This window comes from Mycetohabitans endofungorum, assembly GCF_002927045.1.
GTDB classification, from domain to species: Bacteria; Pseudomonadota; Gammaproteobacteria; order Burkholderiales; family Burkholderiaceae; genus Mycetohabitans; species Mycetohabitans endofungorum.
In genome coordinates this window covers 248,031-273,017 of sequence record NZ_PRDW01000003.1, presented here as the reverse complement: position 1 = coordinate 273,017, position 24,987 = coordinate 248,031, and the positions used below count along the sequence as shown (strand labels likewise).

Annotated in this window: 24 protein-coding genes and 1 other RNA gene; 19 read left to right on the top strand and 6 right to left on the bottom strand. The window is 62.6% G+C overall.

The genetic code is table 11. The features are described from left to right. Positions 1-238: 238 nt before the first annotated feature. The 5 genes from B0O95_RS04640 to B0O95_RS04620 all read left to right on the top strand — a co-directional run bounded on the left by B0O95_RS04640 (position 239) and on the right by B0O95_RS04620 (position 7,239). A complete protein-coding gene (locus B0O95_RS04640) occupies positions 239-841 on the top strand; it encodes a TetR/AcrR family transcriptional regulator (protein WP_104076829.1) in 603 nt (200 codons plus the stop codon). A gap of 54 nt (positions 842-895) precedes the next feature. Next, complete coding sequence (locus B0O95_RS04635) at positions 896-2,617, top strand: acyl-CoA dehydrogenase C-terminal domain-containing protein (protein ID WP_104076828.1); 1,722 nt, start codon at positions 896-898, stop codon at positions 2,615-2,617. A 32-nt stretch (positions 2,618-2,649) separates the two neighbouring features. Beyond that, positions 2,650-5,085, top strand: coding sequence for a 3-hydroxyacyl-CoA dehydrogenase/enoyl-CoA hydratase family protein (locus tag B0O95_RS04630; RefSeq protein WP_104076827.1), 2,436 nt, complete (start codon positions 2,650-2,652; stop codon positions 5,083-5,085). A 24-nt stretch (positions 5,086-5,109) separates the two neighbouring features. Next, positions 5,110-6,309: an acetyl-CoA C-acyltransferase gene (locus tag B0O95_RS04625; RefSeq protein WP_104076826.1), complete on the top strand. Its 1,200-nt coding sequence runs from the start codon at positions 5,110-5,112 to the stop codon at positions 6,307-6,309. A gap of 165 nt (positions 6,310-6,474) precedes the next feature. Continuing rightward, positions 6,475-7,239 carry an enoyl-CoA hydratase gene (locus tag B0O95_RS04620; protein WP_104076825.1) on the top strand — a complete coding sequence of 255 codons (765 nt, stop codon included), beginning with the start codon at positions 6,475-6,477 and terminating at the stop codon, positions 7,237-7,239. Between the two features lie 75 nt (positions 7,240-7,314). Here the strand turns inward: B0O95_RS04620 and fdhD are convergent, their stop codons facing one another. Beyond that, complete coding sequence (fdhD, locus tag B0O95_RS04615; RefSeq protein WP_233203112.1) at positions 7,315-8,301, bottom strand: formate dehydrogenase accessory sulfurtransferase FdhD; 987 nt, start codon at positions 8,299-8,301, stop codon at positions 7,315-7,317. A gap of 133 nt (positions 8,302-8,434) precedes the next feature. On the opposite strand from fdhD, the gene B0O95_RS04610 reads away from it, so the two are divergent. After that, positions 8,435-8,908 carry a nitrate reductase associated protein gene (locus tag B0O95_RS04610; protein ID WP_104076824.1) on the top strand — a complete coding sequence of 158 codons (474 nt, stop codon included), beginning with the start codon at positions 8,435-8,437 and terminating at the stop codon, positions 8,906-8,908. Positions 8,909-8,957: 49 nt separating this feature from the next. On the opposite strand, the gene B0O95_RS04605 is transcribed toward B0O95_RS04610, so the two are convergent. Further along, complete coding sequence (locus tag B0O95_RS04605) at positions 8,958-9,359, bottom strand: acyl-CoA thioesterase (protein ID WP_104076881.1); 402 nt, start codon at positions 9,357-9,359, stop codon at positions 8,958-8,960. Between the two features lie 139 nt (positions 9,360-9,498). On the opposite strand from B0O95_RS04605, the gene B0O95_RS04600 reads away from it, so the two are divergent. Next, entirely contained in the window at positions 9,499-9,693 is a 195-nt protein-coding gene (locus B0O95_RS04600; protein ID WP_104076823.1) for a hypothetical protein, read from the top strand. Positions 9,694-9,813: 120 nt separating this feature from the next. Here B0O95_RS04600 and B0O95_RS04595 read toward each other — a convergent pair whose 3' ends face one another. Continuing rightward, entirely contained in the window at positions 9,814-11,139 is a 1,326-nt protein-coding gene (locus tag B0O95_RS04595; protein ID WP_104076880.1) for an MFS transporter, read from the bottom strand. A 452-nt stretch (positions 11,140-11,591) separates the two neighbouring features. Here B0O95_RS04595 and B0O95_RS04590 point away from each other — a divergent pair, with 452 nt between their 5' ends. From B0O95_RS04590 to B0O95_RS04565, 6 genes are all read left to right on the top strand, one after another. Beyond that, positions 11,592-12,542, top strand: coding sequence for a LysR family transcriptional regulator (locus tag B0O95_RS04590; RefSeq protein ID WP_104076879.1), 951 nt, complete (start codon positions 11,592-11,594; stop codon positions 12,540-12,542). 237 nt (positions 12,543-12,779) lie between these two features. Continuing rightward, positions 12,780-14,099: a Glu/Leu/Phe/Val family dehydrogenase gene (locus B0O95_RS04585; RefSeq protein WP_416171939.1), complete on the top strand. Its 1,320-nt coding sequence runs from the start codon at positions 12,780-12,782 to the stop codon at positions 14,097-14,099. A 250-nt stretch (positions 14,100-14,349) separates the two neighbouring features. After that, complete coding sequence (locus tag B0O95_RS04580; RefSeq protein ID WP_104076822.1) at positions 14,350-15,243, top strand: glutamate/aspartate ABC transporter substrate-binding protein; 894 nt, start codon at positions 14,350-14,352, stop codon at positions 15,241-15,243. An 88-nt stretch (positions 15,244-15,331) separates the two neighbouring features. Further along, the gene (locus B0O95_RS04575; protein WP_104076821.1) at positions 15,332-16,072 is read left to right on the top strand and encodes an amino acid ABC transporter permease; all 741 of its coding nucleotides are present in this window, start codon (positions 15,332-15,334) and stop codon (positions 16,070-16,072) included. Continuing rightward, positions 16,072-16,749, top strand: coding sequence for a glutamate/aspartate ABC transporter permease GltK (gltK, locus tag B0O95_RS04570; protein WP_104076877.1), 678 nt, complete (start codon positions 16,072-16,074; stop codon positions 16,747-16,749). Before B0O95_RS04575 ends, gltK begins: the two co-directional genes overlap by 1 nt. After that, a complete protein-coding gene (locus tag B0O95_RS04565) occupies positions 16,746-17,471 on the top strand; it encodes an amino acid ABC transporter ATP-binding protein (protein ID WP_104076820.1) in 726 nt (241 codons plus the stop codon). Before gltK ends, B0O95_RS04565 begins: the two co-directional genes overlap by 4 nt. A gap of 64 nt (positions 17,472-17,535) precedes the next feature. On the opposite strand, the gene B0O95_RS04560 is transcribed toward B0O95_RS04565, so the two are convergent. Then, entirely contained in the window at positions 17,536-18,510 is a 975-nt protein-coding gene (locus tag B0O95_RS04560) for a hypothetical protein (RefSeq protein ID WP_146063982.1), read from the bottom strand. Between the two features lie 455 nt (positions 18,511-18,965). Continuing rightward, entirely contained in the window at positions 18,966-19,877 is a 912-nt protein-coding gene (locus tag B0O95_RS04555; protein ID WP_104076818.1) for a class II glutamine amidotransferase, read from the bottom strand. A gap of 185 nt (positions 19,878-20,062) precedes the next feature. On the opposite strand from B0O95_RS04555, the gene pyrC reads away from it, so the two are divergent. From pyrC to rnpB, 3 genes are all read left to right on the top strand, one after another. Next, entirely contained in the window at positions 20,063-21,163 is a 1,101-nt protein-coding gene (pyrC, locus tag B0O95_RS04550) for a dihydroorotase (protein ID WP_104076817.1), read from the top strand. A 14-nt stretch (positions 21,164-21,177) separates the two neighbouring features. After that, on the top strand, positions 21,178-22,074 hold the full coding sequence (locus tag B0O95_RS04545; protein ID WP_104076816.1) for a DUF3025 domain-containing protein: 897 nt from the start codon (positions 21,178-21,180) through the stop codon (positions 22,072-22,074). A 13-nt stretch (positions 22,075-22,087) separates the two neighbouring features. Beyond that, positions 22,088-22,495: RNase P RNA component class A (gene rnpB, locus B0O95_RS04540), an RNA gene on the top strand. Positions 22,496-22,514: 19 nt separating this feature from the next. On the opposite strand, the gene B0O95_RS04535 is transcribed toward rnpB, so the two are convergent. Then, complete coding sequence (locus tag B0O95_RS04535) at positions 22,515-22,937, bottom strand: OsmC family protein (RefSeq protein WP_104076815.1); 423 nt, start codon at positions 22,935-22,937, stop codon at positions 22,515-22,517. Between the two features lie 607 nt (positions 22,938-23,544). Here B0O95_RS04535 and rplM point away from each other — a divergent pair. The 3 genes from rplM (at position 23,545) to erpA (ending at position 24,983) form a co-directional block, all read left to right on the top strand. After that, positions 23,545-23,973: a 50S ribosomal protein L13 gene (gene rplM / locus B0O95_RS04530; protein ID WP_013436283.1), complete on the top strand. Its 429-nt coding sequence runs from the start codon at positions 23,545-23,547 to the stop codon at positions 23,971-23,973. 12 nt (positions 23,974-23,985) lie between these two features. After that, positions 23,986-24,378, top strand: a complete 393-nt coding sequence (rpsI, locus tag B0O95_RS04525) for a 30S ribosomal protein S9 (protein ID WP_076786090.1) — start codon at positions 23,986-23,988, stop codon at positions 24,376-24,378. Positions 24,379-24,617: 239 nt separating this feature from the next. After that, on the top strand, positions 24,618-24,983 hold the full coding sequence (gene erpA, locus B0O95_RS04520; protein ID WP_104076814.1) for an iron-sulfur cluster insertion protein ErpA: 366 nt from the start codon (positions 24,618-24,620) through the stop codon (positions 24,981-24,983). The last annotated feature ends 4 nt before the right edge of the window (positions 24,984-24,987 follow it).

The following is a 24,987-nucleotide window of genomic DNA, read 5'->3' as shown; positions in this document are numbered from 1 at the left end:
AAATGGCGCACATGCAGGTTCGACGGTGCGCCACCACGCAGCATCCCAAACGCGCGGGACCGGAGCACGGGCATCGGATGACATCATTACGTTGGTGACCGGTCATCGTGCTGTACAGCACGGTCGTGCTTGTTAGAAACTCGTTTCTAATAAATAGCTTGTTTCCGCGAGCGGCCGCCCATAATAATAGTACGGCCGTTCTATTTTGTGGGGCAATGAACGGACAGTAAAAATGGCTATGCGAAAAGGCGAACAAACCCGTGCGGCGATCTTGGATGCTGCGTTGGATCTGGCGAGCCGGGACGGGCTTGAGGGGTTGACGATCGGTCTACTGGCCGAGCGCATGCAGATGAGCAAGAGCGGTGTGTTCGCGCACTTTGGTTCGCGCGAAGATTTGCAAGTTGAGGTGATCCGGGAATACCACCAGCGCTTCGAACAGGAGGTGTTCTTCCCGGCGATCCGGGAGCCGCGTGGGTTGCCGCGCCTCAAGGCGCTGGTCGGCCGATGGATGGAGAAGCGGATTCAAGAGGTCACCACGGGTTGCATCTACATTAGTGGCGCCGTCGAGTACGATGATCGAGCCGCCAGCGCCGTGCGCGAGGAACTCGCGCGCAGCGTCCGTACCTGGCGCGGCACGCTGATCCGCGCCATCTCGCAAGCCAAGAATGAAGGGCACCTGCGTGCGGACACCGACCCGCGGCTGATGCTGTTCGAGTTGTACAGCGTGACGCTCGGGCTGCACCACGATGCGCGTTTCCTGCGCTTGCCGGATGCGGTCGAGGTCGCGTGGCGGGTGCTCGACAAGGTTTTTGTGTCGTATCAAAGCGACGCTGGTCGCTGACGTGGGCAGATCACCCCGCGTATCGCCGGCATCTTAGTCAAAACGGAGAGAGTCATGGGACAGTACGCTGCACCGTTGCGCGACATGCAATTCGTCTTGCACGAATTGCTGAACGTCGAAGCCGAACTGAAGCAACTGCCTAAGCACGCGGAGCTGGATGCCGATACGATCAATGCGGTGCTGCAAGAGGCGGGCAAGTTCTGCTCCGAGGTGCTGTTTCCGTTGAACCAGGTTGGCGACCAGCAGGGTTGCACGTACGTCGGCGACGGCGTGGTGACCACGCCCGAGGGCTTCAAGCAAGCGTATCAACAGTATGTCGAGGCCGGCTGGCCAGCGCTGGGCTGCGATCCGGCCTATGGCGGCCAGGGCTTGCCTGTGTTCGTGAACAACGCGCTGTACGAGATGCTCAATTCGGCGAACCAGGCATGGACTATGTATCCTGGTCTGTCGCACGGCGCGTACGAATGCCTGCACGCGCACGGCACGCCTGAGCTTCAGCAGCGGTACTTGCCGAAGCTGATATCCGGCCAGTGGACCGGCACGATGTGCCTGACCGAGCCGCATTGCGGCACTGACCTTGGGATCCTGCGCACGCGGGCCGAGCCCAACGGCGACGGTTCATACTCGATCACCGGCACGAAAATCTTCATTTCGAGCGGCGAGCACGACCTCGCCGACAACATCGTCCACCTGGTGCTCGCGCGGTTGCCGCAGGCCCCGGCGGGGACCAAGGGCATTTCATTGTTCATCGTGCCCAAGTTCATCCCCGACGACAACGACGAGCCTGGGCAGCGCAACGGCGTCAAGTGTGGCTCGATCGAGCACAAGATGGGCATCCATGGCAATGCGACCTGCGTGATCAACCTGGATGGCGCCAAGGGCTGGATGGTTGGCGAGCCGAACAAAGGCTTGAATGCGATGTTCGTGATGATGAATGCGGCGCGGCTTGGCGTGGGCATGCAAGGCCTGGGGCTGACCGAGGTCGCGTACCAGAACTCGCTCGCCTACGCGAGGCAGCGGCAGCAGATGCGCTCGCTCAGCGGTCCTAAGGCGCCGGACAAGGCGGCTGACCCGATCATCGTGCACCCGGATGTGCGACGCATGTTGTTGACGCAGAAGGCCTACGTCGAGGCGGTGCGCCGGGACGCGGCCGACCTCGTTGCGTTGCTCACGCCGGTCATCAAGGCGTTTCTGACCGACAACGCGTTCGAGGCGACCAACAACGCCATGCAGGTGTTGGGCGGCCATGGCTATATCGCTGAATGGGGCATGGAGCAATATGTGCGCGATGCGCGCATCAACATGATCTACGAAGGCACCAACACGATTCAGGCGCTGGACCTGCTGGGGCGCAAGGTGCTTGGTGACATAGGCGCGAAGTTGAAGAAGTTTGGCAAGCTTGTGCAGGATTTTGTCGAGGCCGAGGGCATCAACCCTGATATGCAGGAGTTCGTCAATCCGCTGGCGGACATCGGCGAGAAGGTACAGAAGCTGACGATGGAAATCGGCATGAAGGCGATGCAGAACCCGGACGAGGTCGGCGCCGCGGCGGTACCGTACCTGCGCACGGTCGGGCATTTGGTGTTCTCGTACTTCTGGGCACGTATGGCTCGTCTGGCGCTGGACAAGCAGGATAGCGGCGACCCGTTTTACCGGTCCAAGCTCGCGACCGCGCGGTTCTACTTCGCGAAGCTGTTGCCCGAGACGGCCTTCACGATCCGTGCCGCGCGTGCCGGAGCCAAGCCGCTGACCGAGATCGACGAAGCGCTGTTCTAATGGATGGGAGCAGGCTCTAATTGGAGAGACACGTGAGCAATCTGATCATTCGCAAGGTAGCGGTGCTAGGTGCCGGCGTGATGGGCGCGCAAATCGCGGCGCATCTGATCAACGCGAAGGTGCCGGTGTTGCTGTTCGACCTGCCCGCGAAGGAGGGGCCCAAGAACGGCATCGCGCTCAACGCGATTGAGCAACTGAAAAAGCTGTCGCCGGCGCCGTTCGGCGTGAAGGATGATGCCGCGCATATCGTCGCCGCCAACTACGAAGACGATCTGGACAAGCTGCGCGAGTGCGACGTGGTGATCGAGGCGATCGCCGAGCGCATGGACTGGAAGCACGATCTGTACAAGAAGGTGTCCCCGTATATCGGCGAGAAGGCGATCTTTGCGACCAATACGTCGGGGCTGTCGATTACCCGGCTCTCGGAAGGCTTCTCCGATGACCTGAAAGCGCGCTTTTGCGGCGTGCACTTTTTCAATCCACCGCGGTACATGCATCTGGTCGAGCTGATTCCGACCGAGCATACGCGCGCGGAGATACTCGATCAACTCGAGACCGTGCTCACCAGCGTAGTCGGCAAGGGCGTGGTGCGCGCCAAGGACACACCGAACTTCATTGCGAACCGCGTCGGCATCTTCTCGATCCTCGCGGTGATCACCGAGGCAGCCAAGTTCGGACTGCGTTTGGACGAGGTTGACGACCTGACCGGCTCACGGCTGGGCCGCGCAAAGTCGGCCACGTTCCGCACCGCTGACGTGGTCGGCCTGGATACGATGATGCACGTCATCAAGACGATGCAGGACAACCTGGCCGGTGATCCGTTCTTCCCGGTCTACCAAACGCCGCCAATGCTCGCCGCGCTGGTGGCCAAAGGAGCGCTCGGACAAAAGAGTGGCGCGGGGTTCTATAAGAAGGAAGGCAAGGCCATCAAGGTGCTGGACGCGAAGACCGGCGAGTACGTGGACAGTGGCGCCAAGGCCGACGAGCTTGTCGCCCGCATCCTCAAGCGTGCGCCCGCCGAGCGGCTGAAGCTGTTGCGCGAGTCCACGCATCCGCAGGCGCAATTTCTGTGGTCGATTTTTCGTGATGTGTACCACTACATTGCCGTGCATCTCGAATCGATCGCCGATAACGCGCGCGACGTCGACCTGGCGATCCGCTGGGGCTTCGGTTGGACCGAGGGGCCGTTCGAAGGGTGGCAGGCCGCCGGCTGGAAGCAGGTTGCCGAATGGGTCCAGGAAGACATCCGTGCCGGCAAGGCATTGGCCGACGTGGCGCTGCCGGCATGGGTGCTGGAGAGCCCTGTCGGGGAGCAGGGCGGCGTGCATACGGCACAGGGTTCGTGGTCGCCGGCGCGGCGCACGTTCGTGCCGCGCAGCACGCTGCCGGTCTACCGCAAGCAGGTGTTCCTTGCGCCGTTGGTTGGCGAGGCCAGCAACGATCCGCGCGCGTATGGCAAGACGGTGTTCGAGACCGATGCGGTGCGTGCATGGGTCGACGAGCGGGTCGGCGAGGACGACGTGCTGATCCTATCGTTCAAGTCGAAGATGAATACGATTGGGCCGAGCGTGATCGACGGAATCACGCAGGCAATCGACGTTGCTGAACAGCAATACAAGGCGCTGGTGATCTGGCAGCCGACGTCGCTCAAACTCGGCGCGCCGGGCGGCCCGTTCTCCGCCGGCGCCAATCTCGAGGAAGCGATGCCCGCGTTCATGATGGGCGGCGCCGAGGGCATCGAGCCATTCGTGCAGAAATTCCAGCAGGGCATGCTGCGCGTGAAGTACGCGAACGTGCCGGTGGTATCGGCCGCGTCGGGCATTGCGCTGGGTGGCGGCTGTGAACTGCTGCTGCATAGCGCCAAGCGCGTCGCTCACGTGGAGACCTATATCGGGCTGGTCGAGGTCGGCGTGGGGCTGGTGCCGGCCGGCGGCGGGCTCAAGGAGGCGGCGTTGCGCGCGGCTCAGGCCGCGGCCGACGCGGGTGCGACGGGCAATCTGCTGCAGTTTCTGCAAAAGCCCTTCGAGGCGGCGGCGATGGCGAAGGTGTCATCGTCCGCGCACGAGGCGCGCTCGCTCGGTTATCTGAAGCCGTCGGACACGATTGTCTTTAACGTGCACGAATTGCTCGACACCGCAAAGAACGAAGCGCGCGCGCTGGCGGCGGCCGGCTATCGCCCGCCGTTGCCGGCCAACGCGATCCCGGTGGCGGGACGTTCAGCGATTTCAACCATCAAGGCGTCGTTGGTCAACATGCGCGACGGGCGCTTTATCAGCGAACACGATTTCCTGATTGCCAGCCGCATCGCCGAGACGATCTGCGGTGGGGACGTCGAAGCGGGCAGTACCGTTGATGAGGCGTGGCTGCTCGCGCTCGAGCGCCGGGCGTTCGTTGCGCTGCTCGGCACGCAGAAGACGCAGGAACGGATCATGGGCATGCTGCAGACCGGCAAGCCGGTGCGCAATTAACGCGGCCCGACAAGGAGTCTGAAGATGAGCAAACAAGTGCAAGATGCCTACATCGTCGCGGCCAGCCGCACGCCGATCGGCAAGGCGCCGCGCGGTGCTTTGCGCAATACGCGCCCTGACGAGTTGCTGACTCACGCGATCCGCTCGGCCCTCGCGCAGGCGCCGGCGCTCGATACGAAGCTGATTGAGGATGCCATCGTTGGCTGTGCGATCCCGGAGGCGGAGCAGGGCCTGAACGTTGCGCGTATCGGCGCGCTGCTGGCAGGCCTGCCGCCCAGCGTCGGCGGTGTCACGGTGAACCGCTTTTGCGCGTCCGGCGTGACCGCGTTGGCGATGGCGGCCGACCGCATCCGTGTCGGCGAAGCGGATGTGATGCTCGCCGGCGGCTGCGAGTCGATGAGCATGGTGCCGATGATGGGCAACAAGCCTTCGTTGTCGCCGCATATCTTCGACGCCGAAGAGAATATCGGCATTGCCTATGGGATGGGGCTGACCGCCGAGCGCGTGGCGCAGCGCTGGAACGTGTCGCGCGAGGCGCAGGACGAGTTTTCGCTGCGTTCGCACCACAAGGCGTTGGCCGCTCAGCAGGCGGGCGAATTCGCCGACGAGATCGCGCCGTACACGGTGACGGACCGCGTGCCGGATCTGGCGAGCGGCCAGGTCGTTGTGAATTCGCGTGAGATCGCGCTGGACGAGGGGCCCCGTGCCGACACGACGCTGGAAGGGCTCGGTAAGCTCAAGACCATGTTCGCGAACAAAGGTACGGTGACGGCCGGCAACAGCTCGCAGACCTCGGATGGCGCCGGTGCGCTGATCGTGGTGTCGGAGAAGATCCTCAAGCAGTTCAACCTCACACCGCTGGCGCGCTTCGTGAGCTTTGCGGTGCGCGGCGTGCCGCCGGAGATCATGGGCATCGGCCCGAAGGAAGCCATTCCGGCCGCGCTGAAGGCCGCTGGCCTGGCGCTGCAGGACATCGACTGGATTGAATTAAACGAGGCGTTTGCCGCACAGGCGCTGGCGGTGATCGGTGATCTGGGGCTTGACCAGACCAAGGTGAACCCGCTGGGCGGCGCGATCGCGTTGGGCCACCCGCTGGGCGCCACGGGAGCGATTCGCGCCGCCACGGTCGTGCACGGGCTGCGTCGTCGCAAGCAGAAGTACGGCATGGTGACGATGTGCGTCGGTACCGGCATGGGTGCCGCCGGTATCCTCGAACGGGTATAACGCGCCGATGCGTCGGGGCGCATACTTGGCTCGACGGCTCGAGGCTCGATGGCTTGCGGGCAGCGTTGTGCGAGCCGTTTTTATTCGCCGCTCACGCGACGGCTCATGCCGGGTCGCCCTACCCGCGTGCCACGTGCGATCAGTCAACCGAGGAGACATCGAACGATGGATCTCGTAATTGAACGCGCGCGCGGCGTGCTGACCCTCCAGTTGAATCGGCCGGACAAGAAAAATGCGATGACTGCCGCGATGTACCAGTCGATGGCCGACGCGCTCGCGCAGGCTCGCGACGATGCGTCGGTGCGCGCGATCCTGATTCGCGGCCATGACGGGGTGTTTTGCGCAGGCAATGACCTAGAGGACTTCATGCAGCGGCCGCCGTCCGAGCCGGATGCCCCGGTGCTCCAGTTCCTGCAGCAGATCAGTACGGCGGCCAAGCCGATCGTCGCCGCGGTGTCGGGCCCGGCGGTCGGCATCGGCACAACGCTGCTGCTGCATTGCGACCTAGTCTATGCGGCCGACGATGCGCGCTTCTCGCTGCCGTTCACGCAACTCGGACTGTGCCCCGAGGCGGCGTCGAGCCTGTTGCTGCCGCGGCTGGCCGGCTACCAGCGCGCCGCGCAGACGCTGCTGCTCGGCGAGCCGTTCGATGCGCATGAAGCTCAAGCGATCGGCATCGTGAGCCGGGTGTTGCCGCTCGCGCAGTTGCACGAATTCGCGCTGGCGCAGGCGGCGAAGCTCGTGGCGCTGCCCGCGTCGTCGCTGCGCGTAACCAAGATGTTGCTCAAGCAGGACGCGCAGGTGCAGGTCGCGCAACGCATTGCCGAGGAGGCGGCGCAATTTGCCCGGATGCTACGCTCACCGCAGGCGCGTGAAGCGATGAGCGCGTTCCTGCAGAAGCGCAAGCCAGACTTCGCGCCATTCGAGTGACTGCCACGCGGGACGAATACTGGACGACGGGCTGCGATGTCGCACGGCGCTGCCACGGCTCGCCGCCGGCTGTGCTCATTTTGCGAGCAGTGCCGGCGCGCTGTACTCGACGTAGCCGGATTCGCGACAAAAACTGACTAGTCGGATGCCGGCTTTGGCCGCGATCGACACGGCGAGCGAGGTCGGTGCGGAGATCGTCGCCATCATCGGCACGCTTATGCGCGCGCATTTGCGCACCAGTTCATAGCTGGCTCGACTCGACAGGAACACAAAGCCGTCGCGCATGTCCTCGCGCGCGAGCATGAGTTGTCCGATCAGCTTGTCCAGCGCATTGTGCCTACCGACGTCCTCGAACGCATAGCGGATCTTGCCGTGGGCATTACACCATGCGGCTGCGTGCACGCCGCCGCATGCCTGCATTAGCGGCTGGTGCGTCGGCAATTCCCGCACCGCTCGCGCGAGCGCATCCGCGGCCAGACGCTGCAGGAAACCGGTATGCTCGACACGCTCCGGCTCCAGATCGAGCAATTGCACGCTCTCGATGCCGCACACGCCGCAACCGGTCCGTCCGGCCAGGGCGCGGCGCCTGTCCTTCAGCGACGCGAACGCATGCTGCACCAGCGTGAGCTGCACCTGCGCATAGCCCTCGTCGTGCATCAGCACCTCAATGTCATGGATTTCGCTGCCTGACGCTACGATTCCCTCAGTCAGCGCAAAGCCGACCGCGAACAAATCCAGGTCCCGCGGCGTGCACATCATCACAGCGTGCGAGATCCCGTTAAATACCAGCGCCACCGGTACTTCGTCGGCGACGACATCGTGCTCTACCCGCCGCTCGCCGGCTGCCGTGCGCAGTACGGATCGCTCCAGCAAGCCGGATTTTCCGGTATCGGTGTCGATGTCGACCCGGGTGCGGGGAGTCGAGCCTGCATCGGTGTTGGCGTCAGGGTGGGTACTGTCGAGGCCAGAGCCAGTGCCAGTGCCGATAATATTGACACTGGTACCAGGGCCGGCGTCTGTGCCGGGCGCGCTGGCAACATGCGACTCGGTATACAGGTGCATGGGAACAATGAAGGGATGACGATTCGATCGTCCTACAATACCTGAAACGCGCGATGCTGGCTGCACGCGATGCATTCGCGGTCGGCTGCCGATGTTCCGTGCCACTCACCGCCTTTTCCGGACGTTCACGACTATGCCGTTGCTCGATACTCCGCTGTTGCTCGACTTCGAGGTTTCATCTTGTGAAAACCTCACGTACATCCCGCTGGCGGTCCGCTACAATCTGGACCGCTTTGGCGTGCGTATCTCGCTGACGCAATGGCAGAGGTTGCCGTACGCGGATCGCGAGCTATTGGCGCGCTTTCCGCTGGACGACGATCCGCAGATCGAGCGTCGCTTCGACCAGGCGCTTGCCGAAATGCTGCGGACCCATCTCAACGCCGAGGTACCCGTGCAGGCGCCGGACATGTCACCCGCATGGCAGCGTACCGATGCGGTGCCCGACGAGTTGCTCAGGCAATGCCCACTGGCCGGTATGGCCCCGGTCAGCGTCGCCCGTTGGGCCACGCTGCCGCCGTTTCACCGGTATGTGCTGGCCAAGCTGTCGCGAAAGCCGGTGGCGAACCACGATTTCATTCCTGCGATGAAGTCGTTCGGCCTGATCTGAGAGGCCATTGCGCACGCTTGGGCAATGTCGTTTAACGCAAGCTGGGGCATCAGCCGAGCGGCGGCAGTTCGCGCGGACGGCGCTGCGAATCGGTTGCGACATAAGTGAGCGTCGCTTCGGTAACCTTGACGGTCTCGCCGACCAGGCCCATACGTTGCGCATAGACCGACACGTCAACGGTGATCGATGTGCGGCCGGTGCGGATGATATCTGCATAGAAGCTGAGCAGGTCGCCGACGAACACCGGCTGCTTGAAGACAAACGAATTGACCGCAACCGTGACGACACGGCCGTTCGCCCGCCGCGATGCCGGGATCGCACCGGCGATGTCAACCTGAGCCATGATCCAGCCGCCGAATACGTCGCCATGCACGTTTGCATCGTGAGGCTGCGGCACGACGCGCAACGCCACCGGTTTGTCATGAGGCAATTCAGTCAGGGAAGTGGTCATGAGCGGTTCCTGCGTATCGGTGGGCCGGCCGACGAGCCGGTCAAGTGGTGGATGTCGATGCCAGGCCGGCGCATCGTGCGGCCTTCTGCGAAAATAGGAGTCCACTATTTTACTGGCAATCGATCCGCGATGCGCTGCCATGCCGCCGTTGAGCCGCTGCCGGTCGATCCCGTATTTGCTGTACAGCATCCCGCCGACGCTGGTCGAGGTCGGTCTGATGCTGGGGTTTTTCATCGTCAAGTATGAGGCGTTCTACCTCTGGCTTCGCAGGCGCACTGAGCCTGGCGTGCTGGGTTCGGCGTGCCAAGCCCAGTGCACTAGTTCGGCATGCTGAGCCCTAGCGCTAAGTCCAGCTTGCGACCGAACACGCATGGCCGCATGCGACCTGCTATTGCGTCGCGTGCAGCACCTCGCCGCGTTGCGGGCCCGTGTGCGCACGATCGCCCGGCATCGCCTAAGCCATCCACTCGCCGCGCAGCGCGAGCACCAGCGTGAAGGCGCATGCCGCCAGCATACCGAAGGCGGCGAACCCCATCTGATAGCTGCCGGTGCTTTCCTTGGCCATGCCCATGACCACCGGCAGGTAGAACCCGCCGATGCCCCCGGCCGCGCCGACAATGCCTGACAGCAGCCCAGTGCGTCCGGCCCAGCGATGCGGCACCAATTGGAAGGTTGCGCCGTTGCCTAACCCGAATGCGGCATACAGACATAGCAGCAGCGCGATGCCGCTAGCCAACGGCGGCATCGCCGCGGCAAACAGCAGGTCGGTGCAGCCGATGACCGCGAGCAGGATGAGCAATGCCCGCACGCCGCTCACGCGGTCGGCAACCAAACCGCCGATCGGACGCATGATGGCGCCGACCGCCGCCAGCAGCGACATGAATAAGCCGGCCTCGGGCTTGGGCAGTGCGTACAGGTCCGTGAGCAGCAGCGTCACGTAGGACGACATGCCGACAAAGCCACCAAAGGTGATGCTGTAGACCAGCATGATCACCCAGGTGTCGCGCTCAGCCAGCACGGCGCGGTAGCGTCGCGGCAGCACCGCGATCGCAAGCAGTGCGCCGGCCAGCGGCAACAGCAATACGCCGGTCTTGCCGGAGCCGAGCACACCAGCATGCACCAGTTGCACCAGCGCGATGAGTCCCACCAGCGTGATGGCGAAGCTGCTCGCTGCGCGAGCTGTGCTGCCTGACTTGATGTTGTTGTCCTTGGCCCAGAAGAACAGTGCCAGGCCGGCCAGCGCCAGCAGCGGCAACGCGCCGAGCGTGGCAGCCTGCCAGCCCGCGTGCGTGGCCAATCGCGGGAGCAGGAACCCGTCGAGCACTGCACCGATGTTGCCGGCGGCAGCCAGCCCAAGCACGAGCCCCTGCACGCGCGGCGGATAGTTGCTGCCGGCCATCGGCAGCGCGACCGCGAAACTCGCCCCGCCTACGCCCAGAAATACGCCCAGCACCAGCAGCAACGTATACGAAGGCACGCCCGGATAGGCCGGCAGCACGATGGTCGGGATCGCCGATAAGGCCACCCCGGCCAGCGCGATTACTCGGCCATTTGCGCACTGGTACAGGTTACCCAATGTCACGCGCAGGATGGCGGCCGACAACACCGGTACGGCGACCAGGAAGCCCTGCTCCGCGGGTGTCATGGCCAGGCTCTTGTTGATGAACGGTGCAAGCGGGCCGAACAGCACCCAGACGGTGAAGCCAGTATCGAAATAGAGAAAGCAGGCTACCAGTGCGCGCCAGTCGCCGCTTTGGAGCGAGCCGAGCAGGTTCTTCATCGAGATATGCCTCACTGAGCAGATGGCGGGGAGTAACGGCATCGCGTTGTGTTGTTCGCTGAGCGGCGCAACGTGCGATGTACCCCGGTTTTCCCGGACTGACGCAGTGACGCAACGACCGTGCCATTGCGTTGCGGTGCGGCATGCCGGCATCGCGTGCTGGCCGGCGAGCCTTATCGCAGCGCCGCTGCGGCGGCGATGTGTGTTGCTGGACATGACAGCAGCCATTGATCAATATGTGCTTAAAGTGCATTAAGTGGGGTATCTTCGCACCGACACTGTACGGCACGTCGCCGGTTGGTGCGTGGTCGCTGGCGGCGTGGCGGGCGCTGAACGCTACAATGGAGGCTGCACGTTACGCCGTGGCTGTCATCTGGAGCGGCGCAGCGCGATGCCGCATGGCCCGACGCGTGGGCGCATCGCGGCGCGAGGATGGCCAATGGAGTCGTTGCATGGAACTGAAATGGCTGGAAGACTTCGTGTCGCTGGCCGAAACGCGAAGCTTCAGCCGCTCAGCCGAACTGCGGCATGTGACTCAACCCGCGTTTTCGCGGCGCATCCAGGCGTTGGAGGCCTGGCTTGGCACTGAGCTGATCGATCGCTCAGTGTACCCGACGCGGCTCACGCAGGCCGGACAGGTGTTCTACGAGCAGGCGCTGACGATGCTGTCCCAGTTTCACGAAGCCCGTACCGTGTTGCGCGGCCACGGGCGGGCGCCGGCTGCGACGATCGAGTTTGCTGTGCCGCACACGCTGTCGTTGACCTTCTTTCCGCGCTGGTTGGACAAGATCGGGAAGCATACCGGGCGGGTTCATGCGCGGCTGCGCGCGCTGAACGTGCACGATGCGGTGCTGTCGCTGGTGGAGGGCGGCTGCGACCTGGTGATGGGCTATCACCATCCAAGTCATCCCGTTGCGCTGGACCCCGCGCGCTACGACATGCTCGTGCTGGGAATTGAGCCGATTAGCCCGTTCGCCGCGACCACGCGCAGCGGCCGTGCGCGTTTCACGCTGCCAGGCACGAAGGATGCGCCGGTCCCCTACCTGTCGTATACGCCGAGTGCCTATCTGGGACGGATGACGGAGACGATTATCGGCACTGCGCCGGTTCCGTTGTACCTGGACAAAGTGTACGAGACCGACATGGCAGAGGGGCTCAAGGCGATGACGCTGGCTGGTCACGGCGTTGCGTTCCTGCCGCACAGCGCGGTAGAGGACGCGGTGGCAGCCGAGCGCCTTGTGCGGCTCGACCGGCCGGCGCGAGGCGTGATAGCTGACCGGTTTACGCTCGCGATGGAGATCCGGTTGTATCGCGACAAGCTAGCGTCGCACAGGGATGAGGCGCGCGGCGAGCTGGTGGACACGGTGTGGCGCCTGGCGGCTGGGCTGGCTGTCGGCGCGTAGCCAGCCGCGGGCACTGGCACTGGCTCTGGCTCTGGCTTCGGCCGCTGTCGCCGGCCGCCGAGCGTCGCCGGCGACAGCGGCCGATCCGAAGACAGCGACGCCACGGCGAGTTACTTGGTGCGCTGCGTGCGCCGCCGCACGTTATGCAAGGAAAGCATAGAGCATGATAATTCGGCATTGGATTTAGTCGTGCCGCTTTCTCACAATGGCGGCCATCTTGACCGAAGAGGACCATTCATGTCCGCGCAGCAAACTGTTTCGAACGATTCCCCGATGCCTTCCAAGCACGCTTTGCCTTCCTACTTACATGCCGATTCGCTGGGTCCGTGGGGTTCCTACCTGCAGCAAATCGATCGTGTTGCGCCGCACCTGGGCTCGCTTTCACGCTGGATCGAGACGCTCAAGCGCCCCAAGCGCATCCTGGTCGTCGATGTGCCGATCGAGATGGACGACGGCACGATCGCGCATTTTGAAGGCTACCGGGTTCAGCACAACACGTCGCGCGGGCCCGGCAAGGGCGGCGTGCGGTATCACCAGGACGTGACGCTGTCCGAGGTGATGGCGCTGTCCGCGTGGATGTCGATCAAGAATGCGGCGGTCAACGTGCCGTATGGCGGCGCGAAGGGCGGTATCCGCGTTGACCCGCGCAAGCTCTCGCGCGGCGAACTCGAGCGAGTCACGCGCCGGTATACGAGCGAAATCGGCATTATCATCGGGCCGAACACCGACATTCCGGCGCCCGACGTCAACACCAATGAGCAGGTGATGGCGTGGATGATGGACACGTACTCGATGAACGTCGGCCAAACGGCGACGGGCGTGGTGACGGGCAAGCCGATCTCGCTGGGTGGATCGCTGGGCCGGCGTGAAGCGACCGGGCGCGGGGTGTTCACCGTCGGTTGCGAGGCAGCACGTCGCATCGGATTGGATATCGCATCGGCGCGCGTCGCGGTGCAGGGGTTTGGCAACGTCGGCGGGATTGCCGCGAAGCTGTTCGTCGAGGCGGGCGCGAAAGTGGTCGCGGTCCAAGACCACACCGGCACGATCTACAAGCCGTCCGGCATCGACGCGCATGCGTTGCTCGAGCATGTTGCGGCGCAAGGCGGCGTAGCCGGCTTCGCCGGCGCGGAGCCGCTCGGCGACGATGATTTCTGGGGTATCGAGAGCGACATCCTGATCCCCGCCGCGCTCGAAGGCCAGATCAACGAGAAGAACGCATCGCGGATCCGCACGAAGATCGTGGTCGAGGGAGCAAATGGTCCGACTACGCCGATCGCGGACGATATCCTGCGCGAGAACAACGTGCTGGTGATCCCCGATGTGGTCGCCAACGCCGGCGGCGTCACGGTGTCCTACTTTGAATGGGTGCAGGACTTCTCCAGCTTCTTCTGGACCGAGGACGAGATCAATCATCGGCTGGAGCGCGTGATGCGCGAAGCGTTTGCCAGCGTCTGGCAGGTCGCGCAGGAGAATGACGTGTCCGTGCGCACCGCGGCCTATATCATTGCGTGCAAGCGCATCCTGATGGCGCGCGAGATGCGCGGCCTGTATCCGTAATCCATTACTGAGTCTCTGACTCCTATTGCTGCAACTAAGGCAGACCGCGTGGCGCGAGCCCGCGGTCTGCCTTCGCATTGGCCGCGCGCGGCGCGATCACCGGCGACGCGGTGGCGGCGTCTACGTGAGCCGGCGCGAAGTGATTCGCGGAACAACGAACGTAAGAGCGCTTAGATTAGTACTTCAACCCATTACTTTCATAATAATTACTTTGCTAAACTGGCACGACTTTTAGCGAAGGAGATCGTGAATGAACATCAAGAAAGCCGCATTCACACTGGCTGCACTAGCCGCCCTTACCGGGGTCGCCCAGGCGCAGGAGACGGGGACGCTGAAGAAAATCAAGGATTCGGGCGTCATTGTGCTGGGGCACCGCGAGTCGTCGATTCCGTTCTCGTACTATGACGAGAAGCAGAACGTCGTGGGTTATTCGCAGGAGTTTGCGCTGAAGATCGTCGAGGCAGTCAAGCATGAACTGAAGACGCCCGATCTGAGGGTCAAGCTGATTCCGATCACGTCGCAAAACCGCATCCCGCTTGTACAGAACGGTACGATCGATATCGAGTGCGGCTCGACCACCCACAACCTGGAGCGGCAGAAGCAGGCGGTGTTCTCGAACACGATTTTCGTGGTCGGCACGCGGCTGATGACCAAGAAGGATTCGGGTATCAAGGACTTCGCCGATTTGAAGGGCAAGACAGTGGTGACCACGGCCGGCACAACGTCAGAACGGTTGCTGCGCAAGATGAACCAGGACCAGAGCATGGGCATGAACATCATCAGCGCGAAGGACCATGGCGAGTCATTCTTGACGTTGTCGACCGGCCGTGCCGCCGCGTTCATGATGGATGATGCGCTGCTCGCCGGCGAACGTGCGAAGTCGAGCAATCCGGGCGACTTCGTGATCGTCGGCACCCCGCAATCGCACGAAGCGTACGGCTGCATGATGCGTAAGGACGACCCGGCGTTCAAGAAGGTCGTCGATGCGGCGATCGCGAAGGTCGAGACATCTGGTGAAGCGGCGCGGATCTACAAGAAGTGGTTCGAGTCCCCGATTCCGCCGAAGGGGCTGGACCTGAGCTTCCCGCTGTCCGACGGCATGAAGGCGCTGTTCAAGAACCCGAACGACAAGGCGATGGACTGATCCGCTCGGTCCATCGTTCATTGACAGGCGTGACTGAAACGGAAGGGATGCCTGCGGGCGCGCCTTCCGTTTTTTTTGGAGTTGAGTCATGGGTTATCACTGGAATTGGGGCATTTTCATGACCCCGGTTTCGACCGGCGAGCCGACGACCTATCTGGGCTGGCTGATCTCGGGGCTGTGGAATACGGTCGCGGTGTCGTTATGCGCGTGGGTGATCGCGCTGCTCGTCGGCGCGCTGATGGGCGTGTTGCGCACCGTGCCGAACAAATGGCTGTCCGGCATTGGCACGGTCTACGTCGCGGTGTTCCGCAACATCCCGTTGATCGTACAGTTCTTTATCTGGTACTTCGTGCTGCCGGAGATCCTGCCGCCGTCGATCGGCACGTGGTTCAAGCAGTTGCCGCCGGATGCGCAATTCTTCTCGGCATCGATTCTGTGTCTGGGGCTGTTCACGGCGGCTCGAGTCTGCGAGCAGGTGCGCTCGGGCATCAATGCGTTGCCGCGCGGGCAGCGCGCCGCGGGCTTGGCATTGGGCTTCACGATGCCGCAGACCTATCGCTATGTGATGCTGCCGGTCGCGTTCCGAATCATCGTGCCGCCGCTGACCTCCGAATTTCTCAATATTTTTAAGAACTCCGCTGTGGCGTCAACCATCGGTCTGCTGGACCTGTCCGCGCAAGCACGGCAACTGGTTGACTACACTGCGCAGGCGTATGAGTCGTTCATTGCGGTGACGCTCGCTTACGTATTGATCAACCTGGTCGTGATGGGTTGCATGCGCTGGGTCGAGAAAAAGACCCGGCTGCCGGGCTACATTGGAGGCAAATGATGCGTCAGTTCAACTGGTCCGGCATCCCAGACGCGCTGCCGACGTTGTGGACCGGCGCGGTGATCACATTGCAAATCACCGTGCTGGCGATCGTCGTGGGCATCGTGTGGGGCACGCTGCTCGCGCTCATGCGGCTGTCGGGGTTCAAGCCACTCGAATGGTTCGCGCGCGGCTATGTGACCCTGTTCCGCTCGATTCCGCTGGTGATGGTGCTGTTATGGTTCTTCCTGCTGGTGCCCCAGCTGCTACAGCGGTTGCTGGACGTGTCGCCCGATGTTGATATCCGGCTCGTGTCGGCGATGGTCGCGTTCTCGTTGTTCGAGGCCGCGTATTACTCCGAGATCATCCGGGCCGGCATCCAGGCCGTGCCGCGCGGGCAGCTCAGCGCTGCCTCCGCGCTCGGCATGACCTACGGCCAGGGCATGCGGCTGATCGTGCTACCGCAGGCGCTGCGCGCGATGGTGCCGCTGTTGCTGACGCAGGCCATCGTGCTGTTCCAGGACACGTCGCTGGTCTATGTGATCAGCGTCGCGGATTTCTTCCGGACCGCGGCAAACGTCGGTGACCGGGACGGCACGATTGTCGAGATGGTGCTGTTCGCGGGCGCCGTGTATTTCGTGATTTGCGTGGTGGCGTCAAGCCTCGTCAAGGGTCTTCAGAAAAAGGTCGCAAGATGATTTCGATCAAGAATGTTTCAAAATGGTATGGGTCCTTCCAGGTGCTGACAGATTGCTCGACCGAGGTCAAGAAAGGCGAGGTGGTCGTCGTGTGCGGCCCGTCGGGCTCGGGCAAGTCGACGTTGATCAAGACGGTCAACGGACTGGAGCCGTTTCAGAAAGGCGAGATCATGATCAATGGGCAATCGGTCAGTGATCCTAAGACAAACTTGTCAAAGCTGCGCGCGAAAGTTGGGATGGTGTTCCAGCATTTCGAGCTGTTTCCGCATCTGTCGATCACCGAGAACCTGACGCTTGCGCAAATCAAGGTGCTCGGGCGCTCAAAGGACGAGGCGAGCGCCAAGGGACTGAAGTTGCTCGATCGTGTCGGTCTGAAGGCGCACGCCGACAAGTATCCTGGGCAGTTGTCCGGCGGTCAGCAGCAGCGCGTGGCGATTGCACGCGCCCTGTCGATGGACCCGATCGCGATGCTGTTCGACGAGCCGACCTCGGCGCTCGATCCGGAGATGATCAATGAAGTGCTGGACGTGATGGTCGAGCTAGCGCAGGAAGGCATGACGATGATGTGCGTGACGCACGAAATGGGCTTTGCAAAGAAGGTTGCGCATCGGGTCATCTTTATGGACCGGGGGGCGATCGTTGAGGATGATCGCAAGGAAGACTTCTTCGCAAATCCGAAATCGGATCGCGCGAAGGATTTTCTGGCCAAGATCCTGCATTAACCGTTGCATCCCCGGCGGTATCTGCTGTCCGGGGAGCGGCCTGCTGCCACCGGCGGTTCGCACGCTACGGTTTCGGCACGTATGGGGTCAGCTTGACCGTTGCGTCTTCAGTCTGTTTTGGCGGGTTCGATGATGCAAGCGCGACGAAATTGACGGCCGACGATTCGTTGAGCAGCCCCTGGACGCTAAGCAGCGATTTGCCCTGGCCGTCGATGATGCCCATTGTCGTTGACGATCCACCATCGCATGCGATGGCATAACCCGGATCGCGGTTGAATGCCCCAATCCGAGCGACCGTGATGGCTATCTCGGCCATCCGCATGCCTGTCGACCTGACGCCGCGTACGCCGCTATCATCTCCGGCGATGACCATCCTGTACCGATTCGTTTTCAGCGCGGTGGGCGAGGCCGCGGGCCGAGACGACGATGGAAAATCGATTGCGCTGCGTGCATTCGGGTGCGACGCGTGGCCGAGTTCTCCAGGGCGGTTCAGTGGCGTATGCTCGAACGCATATTTCGGATTGGCCGCCTTTTCCGCGGGAAACTTGTTTTCGTATTGACCCGTGGTTTCGTTGACCTGCGCCAGCAATGGCGCGAGGGTCACGTAGGATCCGTTCGGAAAAGTTACCCTATGATAGTCATCCTCATAGGCGTCTTGGGGCCGCACACCTTCAATTTGCTTGATTCCTTTGACTTTGGCGCCGCCGATCGGGGCGTTCGCTGCGTATGATTTGATGCCGATCTCGTCTTCCCGGATGCCAGTGTGTCCGTAGAATCCCCCATTGATGTACGCGATAGGGCCGGGCGGGTCGCGAGACAGCAGCTTGCTTTTCAAAGACTGATTTGGGGACATCAATTGCCGCGTTTCTTTATCTGACATGGCGCTGACGACGTACGGTTGTTTACCGCCGCCCGCCAGATGTGGCACATATCTGACTGCGGGGATTGAGAGGTACTCAAGCCGTTTGGGGCCGTTCGATGTATCGATCCTTTTCATGCCGACACTGTCGAATACTTTGGAGTCGCCCTGGATCTTCACGTGGACGATGCCCGTGCCCGGTATGGCGCGCACACTGACCGGCCGATTGTCTCGACTCACCTTACGGACCGCTTCGCGGAACTTTGCAAGTGGCGAATCGGCAGGCACCGGTAAGCCCGTCGATCGCTGATCTGTTGCTGTGCGACCGCCGATGCAGTTCGGTTTGAAACCATCGGCTTGGGTGGGGTCGCTCGTCGATGAAGTAGACGACGCCGAACCGCGTCCGAGGACAGGGAAGCATTTCAGCATGGTGCGGGATATCCTTCGTGGCGTACATGGAAAGCATAGACGCAAAGCCGGCTCTGCCGGCGCGATAGTACCGGCGACGTCGATATCCGATGAAGGGTATCTCGCAGGTGAGGCGCGGCACCGCTAAGCGCGAAACGGGCAATGTCGTACCGAACCGGTTAATTCAGTTCAAATGGGGTTACCGGCGGCGGGCGGAACGGGCAACTTTACGATTGCACTGCTGCGGCGTCGTCCGTGGATTCGATGGTGAACTCGCCGTCCTCGTTGGTGCTCAACACTGACTCGACAGCGGCCTTGCACAGCGGCTCTCGCGCCTTGGCCGCCACGTCGGCAGGCACCGGCACGTTGACACTGCACAACAATTGGCCCGCCTGGAACATTGCCAGATCCCCCGGGGCAAAGCGCGTCCATGTTTCATTGTCGGTGAGCGGCTGCGTCGCAATCACCGCAACGCGATCCTCTGGCGTCGTGTATTGCGCAAAGTCGATCGTGACGTCCGTGTCGATCAAGTGCGCGGTCGAGAACGGCCAGCTGCGCACGAGGTAATACAAATGGGTCGAGCAGTGGACGAACAATGCCTGCCCGTTGGACAGCAAAAAGTTGAACACACCGTGCCGAGTGATCTCGCGTGTGGCCTGTGCCAATGCGTCGAACAGCTCGTTTAGCGGTGGGTGGGTGCTAGGGAAGCACGCGCGCAGGTGCTGCATGATCGCGCAGAACGCAAGCTCGCTGTCCGTCGTGCCGACCGGCAGGTACACGCCGCCGAGTGCTGGCGCATAGTCGCGCAGATCGCCGTTGTGCGCGAAGATCCAATGCCGGCCCCATAGCTCGCGCTGGAACGGATGACAGTTTTCCAGCACGATGCGACCTTGCGTGGCCTTGCGAATGTGTGCGATCGTGTTTTTCGACTTGATCGGGTATTTCTTGACCAGCTCGGCGATCGGCGAGGTCGCCGACGCCTGGTGGTCGATGAACAGCCGGCAGGCTTTGTCCTCGAAGAACGCGATGCCGAAGCCATCGGCATGATGGTCAGTGACGCCGCCGCGCGCCGCGAAACCCGTGAACGAAAAGGTCACGTCCGTGGGCGCCGCGCAATTCATTCCGAGCAGTTGGCACATGATGCGAACACGCAATGCTTCGCGAGCGCGCTTAGCGCCCGCTACAATGATGTTTTTGAAGAATATCACCGAGTCCTGGGCCACCCGAGCCGAAACAGCGACGTATGCGTCGCTGCTTCGCATCCAATGCGTGGCCCCAGGCGAGCCTTCGCATGCGTGATACGCATGCTTAACTGCCGATCGACATGAACCCGTCCCAGTCCCATTCCACCGCAGCCGGCGCCGGTTCGTCGGGCGCCGCTGCGCTGACTCTCACCCGTCCCGATGATTGGCATTTGCACGTGCGTGACGGCGCACTGCTCGAAGCGGTGCTGCCGCATACTGCCCGGCAGTTCGGCCGCGCGATCATCATGCCGAATCTGAAGCCGCCGGTCACCACGACCGCGCAGGCCGGTGCTTATCGGCAGCGAATTCTTGCCGCGCGTCCCGCGCATGGCCCTGGCGCCGCGTTCGAGCCGCTGATGACGCTGTACCTGACCGACAACACGCCGCCGGACGAAGTCCGGCGGGCTCGCGAAAGCGGCTTCGTGCATGGCGTGAAGCTGTATCCGGCCGGCGCGACGACCAATTCGGACGCCGGTGTCACGGATCTGCGCCACTGCACGGCTACGCTGGAGGCGATGCAGCAGACCGGCCTGCCGCTGCTGGTGCACGGCGAAGTGACAGACCCGTCGATCGACGTGTTCGATCGCGAAAAAATGTTCATCGACCGGGTGCTCGAGCCGTTGCGGCGCGATTTCCCTGCGCTCAAGGTGGTGTTCGAGCACATCACGACGCGCGACGCCGCGCAGTATGTGCGCGACGCGGATGCAGCGCCGGGCACGCTGGGCGCAACGATCACTGCTCACCACTTGCTGCTGAATCGCAACGCGATGCTGGTCGGCGGCATCCGTCCACATTATTACTGCCTGCCGGTGCTCAAGCGCGAGGCGCACCGCGTGGCACTCGTCGAGGCGGCTACCTCGGGTCATCCGCGCTTTTTCCTCGGCACCGACAGCGCGCCGCATCCGAAGGGCCTGAAGGAGCACGCGTGCGGCTGTGCCGGTTGCTACACGGCGCTGCATGCGCTGGAGCTATACGCGCAGGCCTTTGACGAGGCCGGCGCCCTGGGCCGGTTGGAAGGCTTTGCGAGCTTTCATGGTGCCGACTTCTATGGATTGCCGCGCGCCACCGACACGGTGACGCTCGAGCGCGCGAGTTGGACGTTGCCCGAGGCCATCGACGCAGGCGGCATCAGCGTGGTACCGCTCAAGGCCGGCGAAGCGCTCGGCTGGAAGCTGCGTTGACACGCACGGCGGCCATGCTAACGCTGCGCGAGGCCGTGGCGCGGATCGACTGGTCGCGACCGTGGTTCGAGCCGTTCCGAGCCCATGGGATGCGCTGGCAACGGGTGCTCGATACTCATGGGGCCGGCGCGTGGCTCAGCACGATGACGCAGGATGCCCAAGCGGCGTCGCTATGCATCGGCGCTGGCTTGCCGCTGACCTTCGTGGCGCAGTCTCTGTTGCCGCCCGGCACGCGTTACGAAGCGCACATTGCTGCGACAGGTTGCGTGCCCACGCGCGAAAATCTGCACGATTTCTTCAACGCGGCGAGTTGGTTTGCCTTTCCGCGGACCAAGCTCGCCACGACCGCCTGCGGCATGGCCGAGGCGTGGCGGCAGGCAGGTGCGCCCGCGCCCGGCAACGGCAGGGGGCCGGTACGCGATGCACTAACCCACTTTGACGAAAACGGCGCGATCTTTGTGACTTCCGATGGTTCGCTAGCCGAAGCGCTGCGCGCTTTTGACTGGCGCCGTCTGTTTGTCGAGCATCGCCAGGCGTGGCCTGCGCGTTGCGCTGTGTACGTGTACGGCCATGCGCTGCTGGAGAAGCTGCTCGCGCCGTATCGCGCATGCACTGCGCATGCATGGGTCTGCCAAGTCGAGCCGGACTGGTTCGATGCGCCCGCGGCGCAGCGTCAGGCCGACGTGGACGTCCGTGTCGCCGCGGCACTCGATGATAACGTCGGCGAGTGCCCGCCACGGCAGGCGCCGCGCGAGCGTGCCCAAAAGGGCGGGGCGCTGACGATCGCGCGGTTTTCGCCGTTGCCTGTGCTTGGCGTGCCGGGCTGGTGGGCGGCCAACGCCGATCCGCGGTTCTACGCGGACACGTCGGTATTTCGCGGCGGCCGGCGCGGGCCGCGCCACCCATGCTAAGATGACGGCTTGCAAAGTAGGCCAGACAGCCGCGGCTGCCGCGCATCGCGCGGGGGGCGAGGAAAGTCCGGACTCCATAGGGCAGGGTGATGGCTAACGGCCATCCGTGGCGACACGCGGAACAGGGCAACAGAAAGCAAACCGCCGATGGCCCGGCGCAAGCCGGGATCAGGTAAGGGTGAAACGGTGCGGTAAGAGCGCACCGCGGCTGCGGCGACGCAGTCCGGCACGGTAACCTCCACCCGGAGCAATTCCAAGTAGGCAGGCGCGCGCCGGCAGCAAGGCGCAAGGACGGGCCCCGTCCTGACCTGCGGGTAGGAAGCTTGAGCGCGTCAGCAATGGCGCGCCTAGAGGAATGGCTGTCACGCGTGCCGGGTAACCGGCGCACGCACAGAATCCGGCTTACCGGCCTGCTTTGTCCCCTCCTTTCGCGACACGCGCTATGCGTCGACGATCTCGAACGAGTGCGTGAGTTCCGCGCTCTTGGCCAACATGATCGAGGCGGAGCAATACTTGTCGTGTGACAGGTTGATCGCGCGCTCCACGGTCGCCGGGTTCAAGTTCCGGCCGCTCACCGTGAAATGGAAATGGATCTTCGTGAATACCTTCGGATCCTGGCTTGCCCGCTCGGCCTTTAGCGTGACGTTGCAGTCGATAATGTCCTGACGGCTTTTTTTCAGAATCATCACGACGTCGTACGCCGTGCAGCCCCCGGCGCCCAGCAGCACCATTTCCATCGGTCGCGGGGCCAGGTTACGGCCACCACCTTCCGGGGCGCCATCCATTGCCACCATGTGGCCACTGCCCGTCTCGGCCACGAAAGCCATTCCGTCCTTGCCCAACCAGCTGACCTTGCATTCCATCGCGCGTTTCCAGACCTGAGTTTTTGTACATTGTAACGAACGCGCACGAGCGCTGTCGCGCGTCGCTGCCGCGTGAGCGTCGCATCGGACGACGCCAAGCAACGGGAATCCGCCGCTGTGGAGCGGGCCGGTCGTGGACGGCGGCGAAATCGTCCTGGTTGTCCGGCGTCGTTAGGCGAAGCGCTCGTTTAGGTCGCAGTGTTGGTGAGAGATCGTTAACCTATTGATTGAAAGGAAATATTGGCTATTTATGGTGTGATTCCAATATTCGTATGATGGCGGAGAGTTTCGCCATGTAGTTTTCCTTGCGGCTTATCAGCGTAAGCCACATAATGTCGTCTATTGGTCGACGCACACTTGCTCGACCTCTGCTTGTCTCCTCCACCTCCTCCTTTGGTGGATTGAACCCGAACATTGGTTCGGGTTTTTTTTGCCATTATGTGGACTAGGCTAGGGTCGGGGTAGCGCCCGGTCTAAAAACCCTTTATAATTCAGAGCTTTTCCGAAAATGCCCGCGGAAGAAGAATCAGGGAGAGCCTGCGCCGCGCCATGATGCGCATCCACAAGCAGGACCACAGAAGGGCAGAGCATCTCATTTGGATCGATCATGAAGACGTTTTCCGCCAAAGCCCATGAGGTGAAGCGCGAATGGTACGTGATTGACGCGACGGACAAGGTCCTCGGCCGTGTCGCCAGCGAAGTGGCACGCCGCCTTCGCGGCAAGCACAAGCCGGAGTTCACGCCGCACGTCGATACCGGCGATTTCATCATCGTCGTCAATGCCGGCAAGCTGAAGGTCACTGGCAACAAGACGACCGATAAGAAGTATTACCGTCACTCGGGCTATCCGGGCGGCATTTACGAAACGACTTTTGGCAAGATGCAGGAGCGTTTCCCGGGCCGTGCACTTGAGAAGGCTGTCAAGGGCATGCTGCCGAAGGGCCCGCTCGGCTACGCGATGATCAAGAAGCTGAAGGTCTACGCGGACGCGACGCACCCGCACACCGCGCAACAACCGAAGGCGCTCGAGATCTAAGGAGCCAGTCAGATGATCGGAAATTGGAACTACGGTACCGGCCGCCGCAAGAGTGCAGTGGCTCGCGTGTTTATCAAGGCTGGCAAGGGCGACATCGTCGTCAACGGCAAGCCCATCGCCGACTACTTCTCGCGCGAGACGTCGCTGATGATCGTGCGTCAGCCGCTGGATCTAGTGAACCACGCGAACACGTTCGACATCAAGGTCAACGTGGTCGGTGGCGGCGAAACCGGCCAGGCTGGCGCCGTGCGTCACGGTATCACCCGTGCGCTGATCGACTACGATGCGACGCTGAAGCCGACGTTGTCGAACGCTGGCTTCGTGACGCGCGATGCACGTGAAGTCGAGCGTAAGAAGGTAGGTTTGCACAAGGCACGTCGTCGCAAGCAGTTCTCCAAGCGCTAAGCAGCGAGCGCGTGCGCCGCGATGGACCGGCACGCAGGTTCACCTGCAGGTGCCGGCATTGTGCAAAAAACCGCGGATCAGTCGATCCGCGGTTTTTTTCTTGGTGTGCCCAGCATGGGCGCACTTCTGTGGATGCAAGTCCCTGTTCTGCGGGTGCAAGTCCCTGTTGATTTCAGGGCCTTCGGCACGATGTTCAGAACAGTCCTAGAATAGCGTTGAAGGCATTTTTGGAGAACTCGATGAATGCTGTGACCGATACCCCTGTGACCGAGATGCCGGCCCCGCTCGTCTTCACGGACGCCGCCGCCGACAAGGTCAAACAGCTGATCGATGAAGAAGGCAACCCAGAACTGAAGCTGCGCGTATTCGTGCAAGGCGGCGGCTGCTCGGGATTTCAATACGGTTTTACGTTCGACGAGGAAGTCAACGAGGATGACACCGTGATGGACAAGAACGGCGTCCGGCTGTTGATCGACTCGATGAGCTACCAGTACCTGCTGGGCGCGGAAATCGACTACAAAGACGATTTGAACGGCGCGCAATTCGTGATCAAGAACCCGAACGCGACCACCACCTGTGGCTGTGGCTCGTCGTTCTCGGTGTAAGCGT

What these genes read in the sequence shown, in the direction of transcription:
- B0O95_RS04640 (WP_104076829.1), top strand. Translation starts at nt 239, where the DNA reads ATGCGAAAAGGCGAACAAACCCGTGCGGCGATCTTGGATGCTGCGTTG.
- B0O95_RS04635 (WP_104076828.1), top strand. Translation starts at nt 896, where the DNA reads ATGGGACAGTACGCTGCACCGTTGCGCGACATGCAATTCGTCTTGCAC.
- B0O95_RS04625 (WP_104076826.1), top strand. Translation starts at nt 5,110, where the DNA reads ATGAGCAAACAAGTGCAAGATGCCTACATCGTCGCGGCCAGCCGCACG.
- B0O95_RS04620 (WP_104076825.1), top strand. Translation starts at nt 6,475, where the DNA reads ATGGATCTCGTAATTGAACGCGCGCGCGGCGTGCTGACCCTCCAGTTG.
- fdhD (WP_233203112.1), bottom strand. Translation starts at nt 8,301, where the DNA reads ATGCACCTGTATACCGAGTCGCATGTTGCCAGCGCGCCCGGCACAGAC.
- B0O95_RS04610 (WP_104076824.1), top strand. Translation starts at nt 8,435, where the DNA reads ATGCCGTTGCTCGATACTCCGCTGTTGCTCGACTTCGAGGTTTCATCT.
- B0O95_RS04605 (WP_104076881.1), bottom strand. Translation starts at nt 9,359, where the DNA reads ATGACCACTTCCCTGACTGAATTGCCTCATGACAAACCGGTGGCGTTG.
- B0O95_RS04600 (WP_104076823.1), top strand. Translation starts at nt 9,499, where the DNA reads ATGCCGCCGTTGAGCCGCTGCCGGTCGATCCCGTATTTGCTGTACAGC.
- B0O95_RS04595 (WP_104076880.1), bottom strand. Translation starts at nt 11,139, where the DNA reads ATGAAGAACCTGCTCGGCTCGCTCCAAAGCGGCGACTGGCGCGCACTG.
- B0O95_RS04590 (WP_104076879.1), top strand. Translation starts at nt 11,592, where the DNA reads ATGGAACTGAAATGGCTGGAAGACTTCGTGTCGCTGGCCGAAACGCGA.
- B0O95_RS04585 (WP_416171939.1), top strand. Translation starts at nt 12,780, where the DNA reads ATGTCCGCGCAGCAAACTGTTTCGAACGATTCCCCGATGCCTTCCAAG.
- B0O95_RS04580 (WP_104076822.1), top strand. Translation starts at nt 14,350, where the DNA reads ATGAACATCAAGAAAGCCGCATTCACACTGGCTGCACTAGCCGCCCTT.
- B0O95_RS04575 (WP_104076821.1), top strand. Translation starts at nt 15,332, where the DNA reads ATGGGTTATCACTGGAATTGGGGCATTTTCATGACCCCGGTTTCGACC.
- gltK (WP_104076877.1), top strand. Translation starts at nt 16,072, where the DNA reads ATGCGTCAGTTCAACTGGTCCGGCATCCCAGACGCGCTGCCGACGTTG.
- B0O95_RS04565 (WP_104076820.1), top strand. Translation starts at nt 16,746, where the DNA reads ATGATTTCGATCAAGAATGTTTCAAAATGGTATGGGTCCTTCCAGGTG.
- B0O95_RS04555 (WP_104076818.1), bottom strand. Translation starts at nt 19,877, where the DNA reads ATGTGCCAACTGCTCGGAATGAATTGCGCGGCGCCCACGGACGTGACC.
- pyrC (WP_104076817.1), top strand. Translation starts at nt 20,063, where the DNA reads ATGAACCCGTCCCAGTCCCATTCCACCGCAGCCGGCGCCGGTTCGTCG.
- B0O95_RS04545 (WP_104076816.1), top strand. Translation starts at nt 21,178, where the DNA reads ATGCTAACGCTGCGCGAGGCCGTGGCGCGGATCGACTGGTCGCGACCG.
- B0O95_RS04535 (WP_104076815.1), bottom strand. Translation starts at nt 22,937, where the DNA reads ATGGAATGCAAGGTCAGCTGGTTGGGCAAGGACGGAATGGCTTTCGTG.
- rplM (WP_013436283.1), top strand. Translation starts at nt 23,545, where the DNA reads ATGAAGACGTTTTCCGCCAAAGCCCATGAGGTGAAGCGCGAATGGTAC.
- rpsI (WP_076786090.1), top strand. Translation starts at nt 23,986, where the DNA reads ATGATCGGAAATTGGAACTACGGTACCGGCCGCCGCAAGAGTGCAGTG.
- erpA (WP_104076814.1), top strand. Translation starts at nt 24,618, where the DNA reads ATGAATGCTGTGACCGATACCCCTGTGACCGAGATGCCGGCCCCGCTC.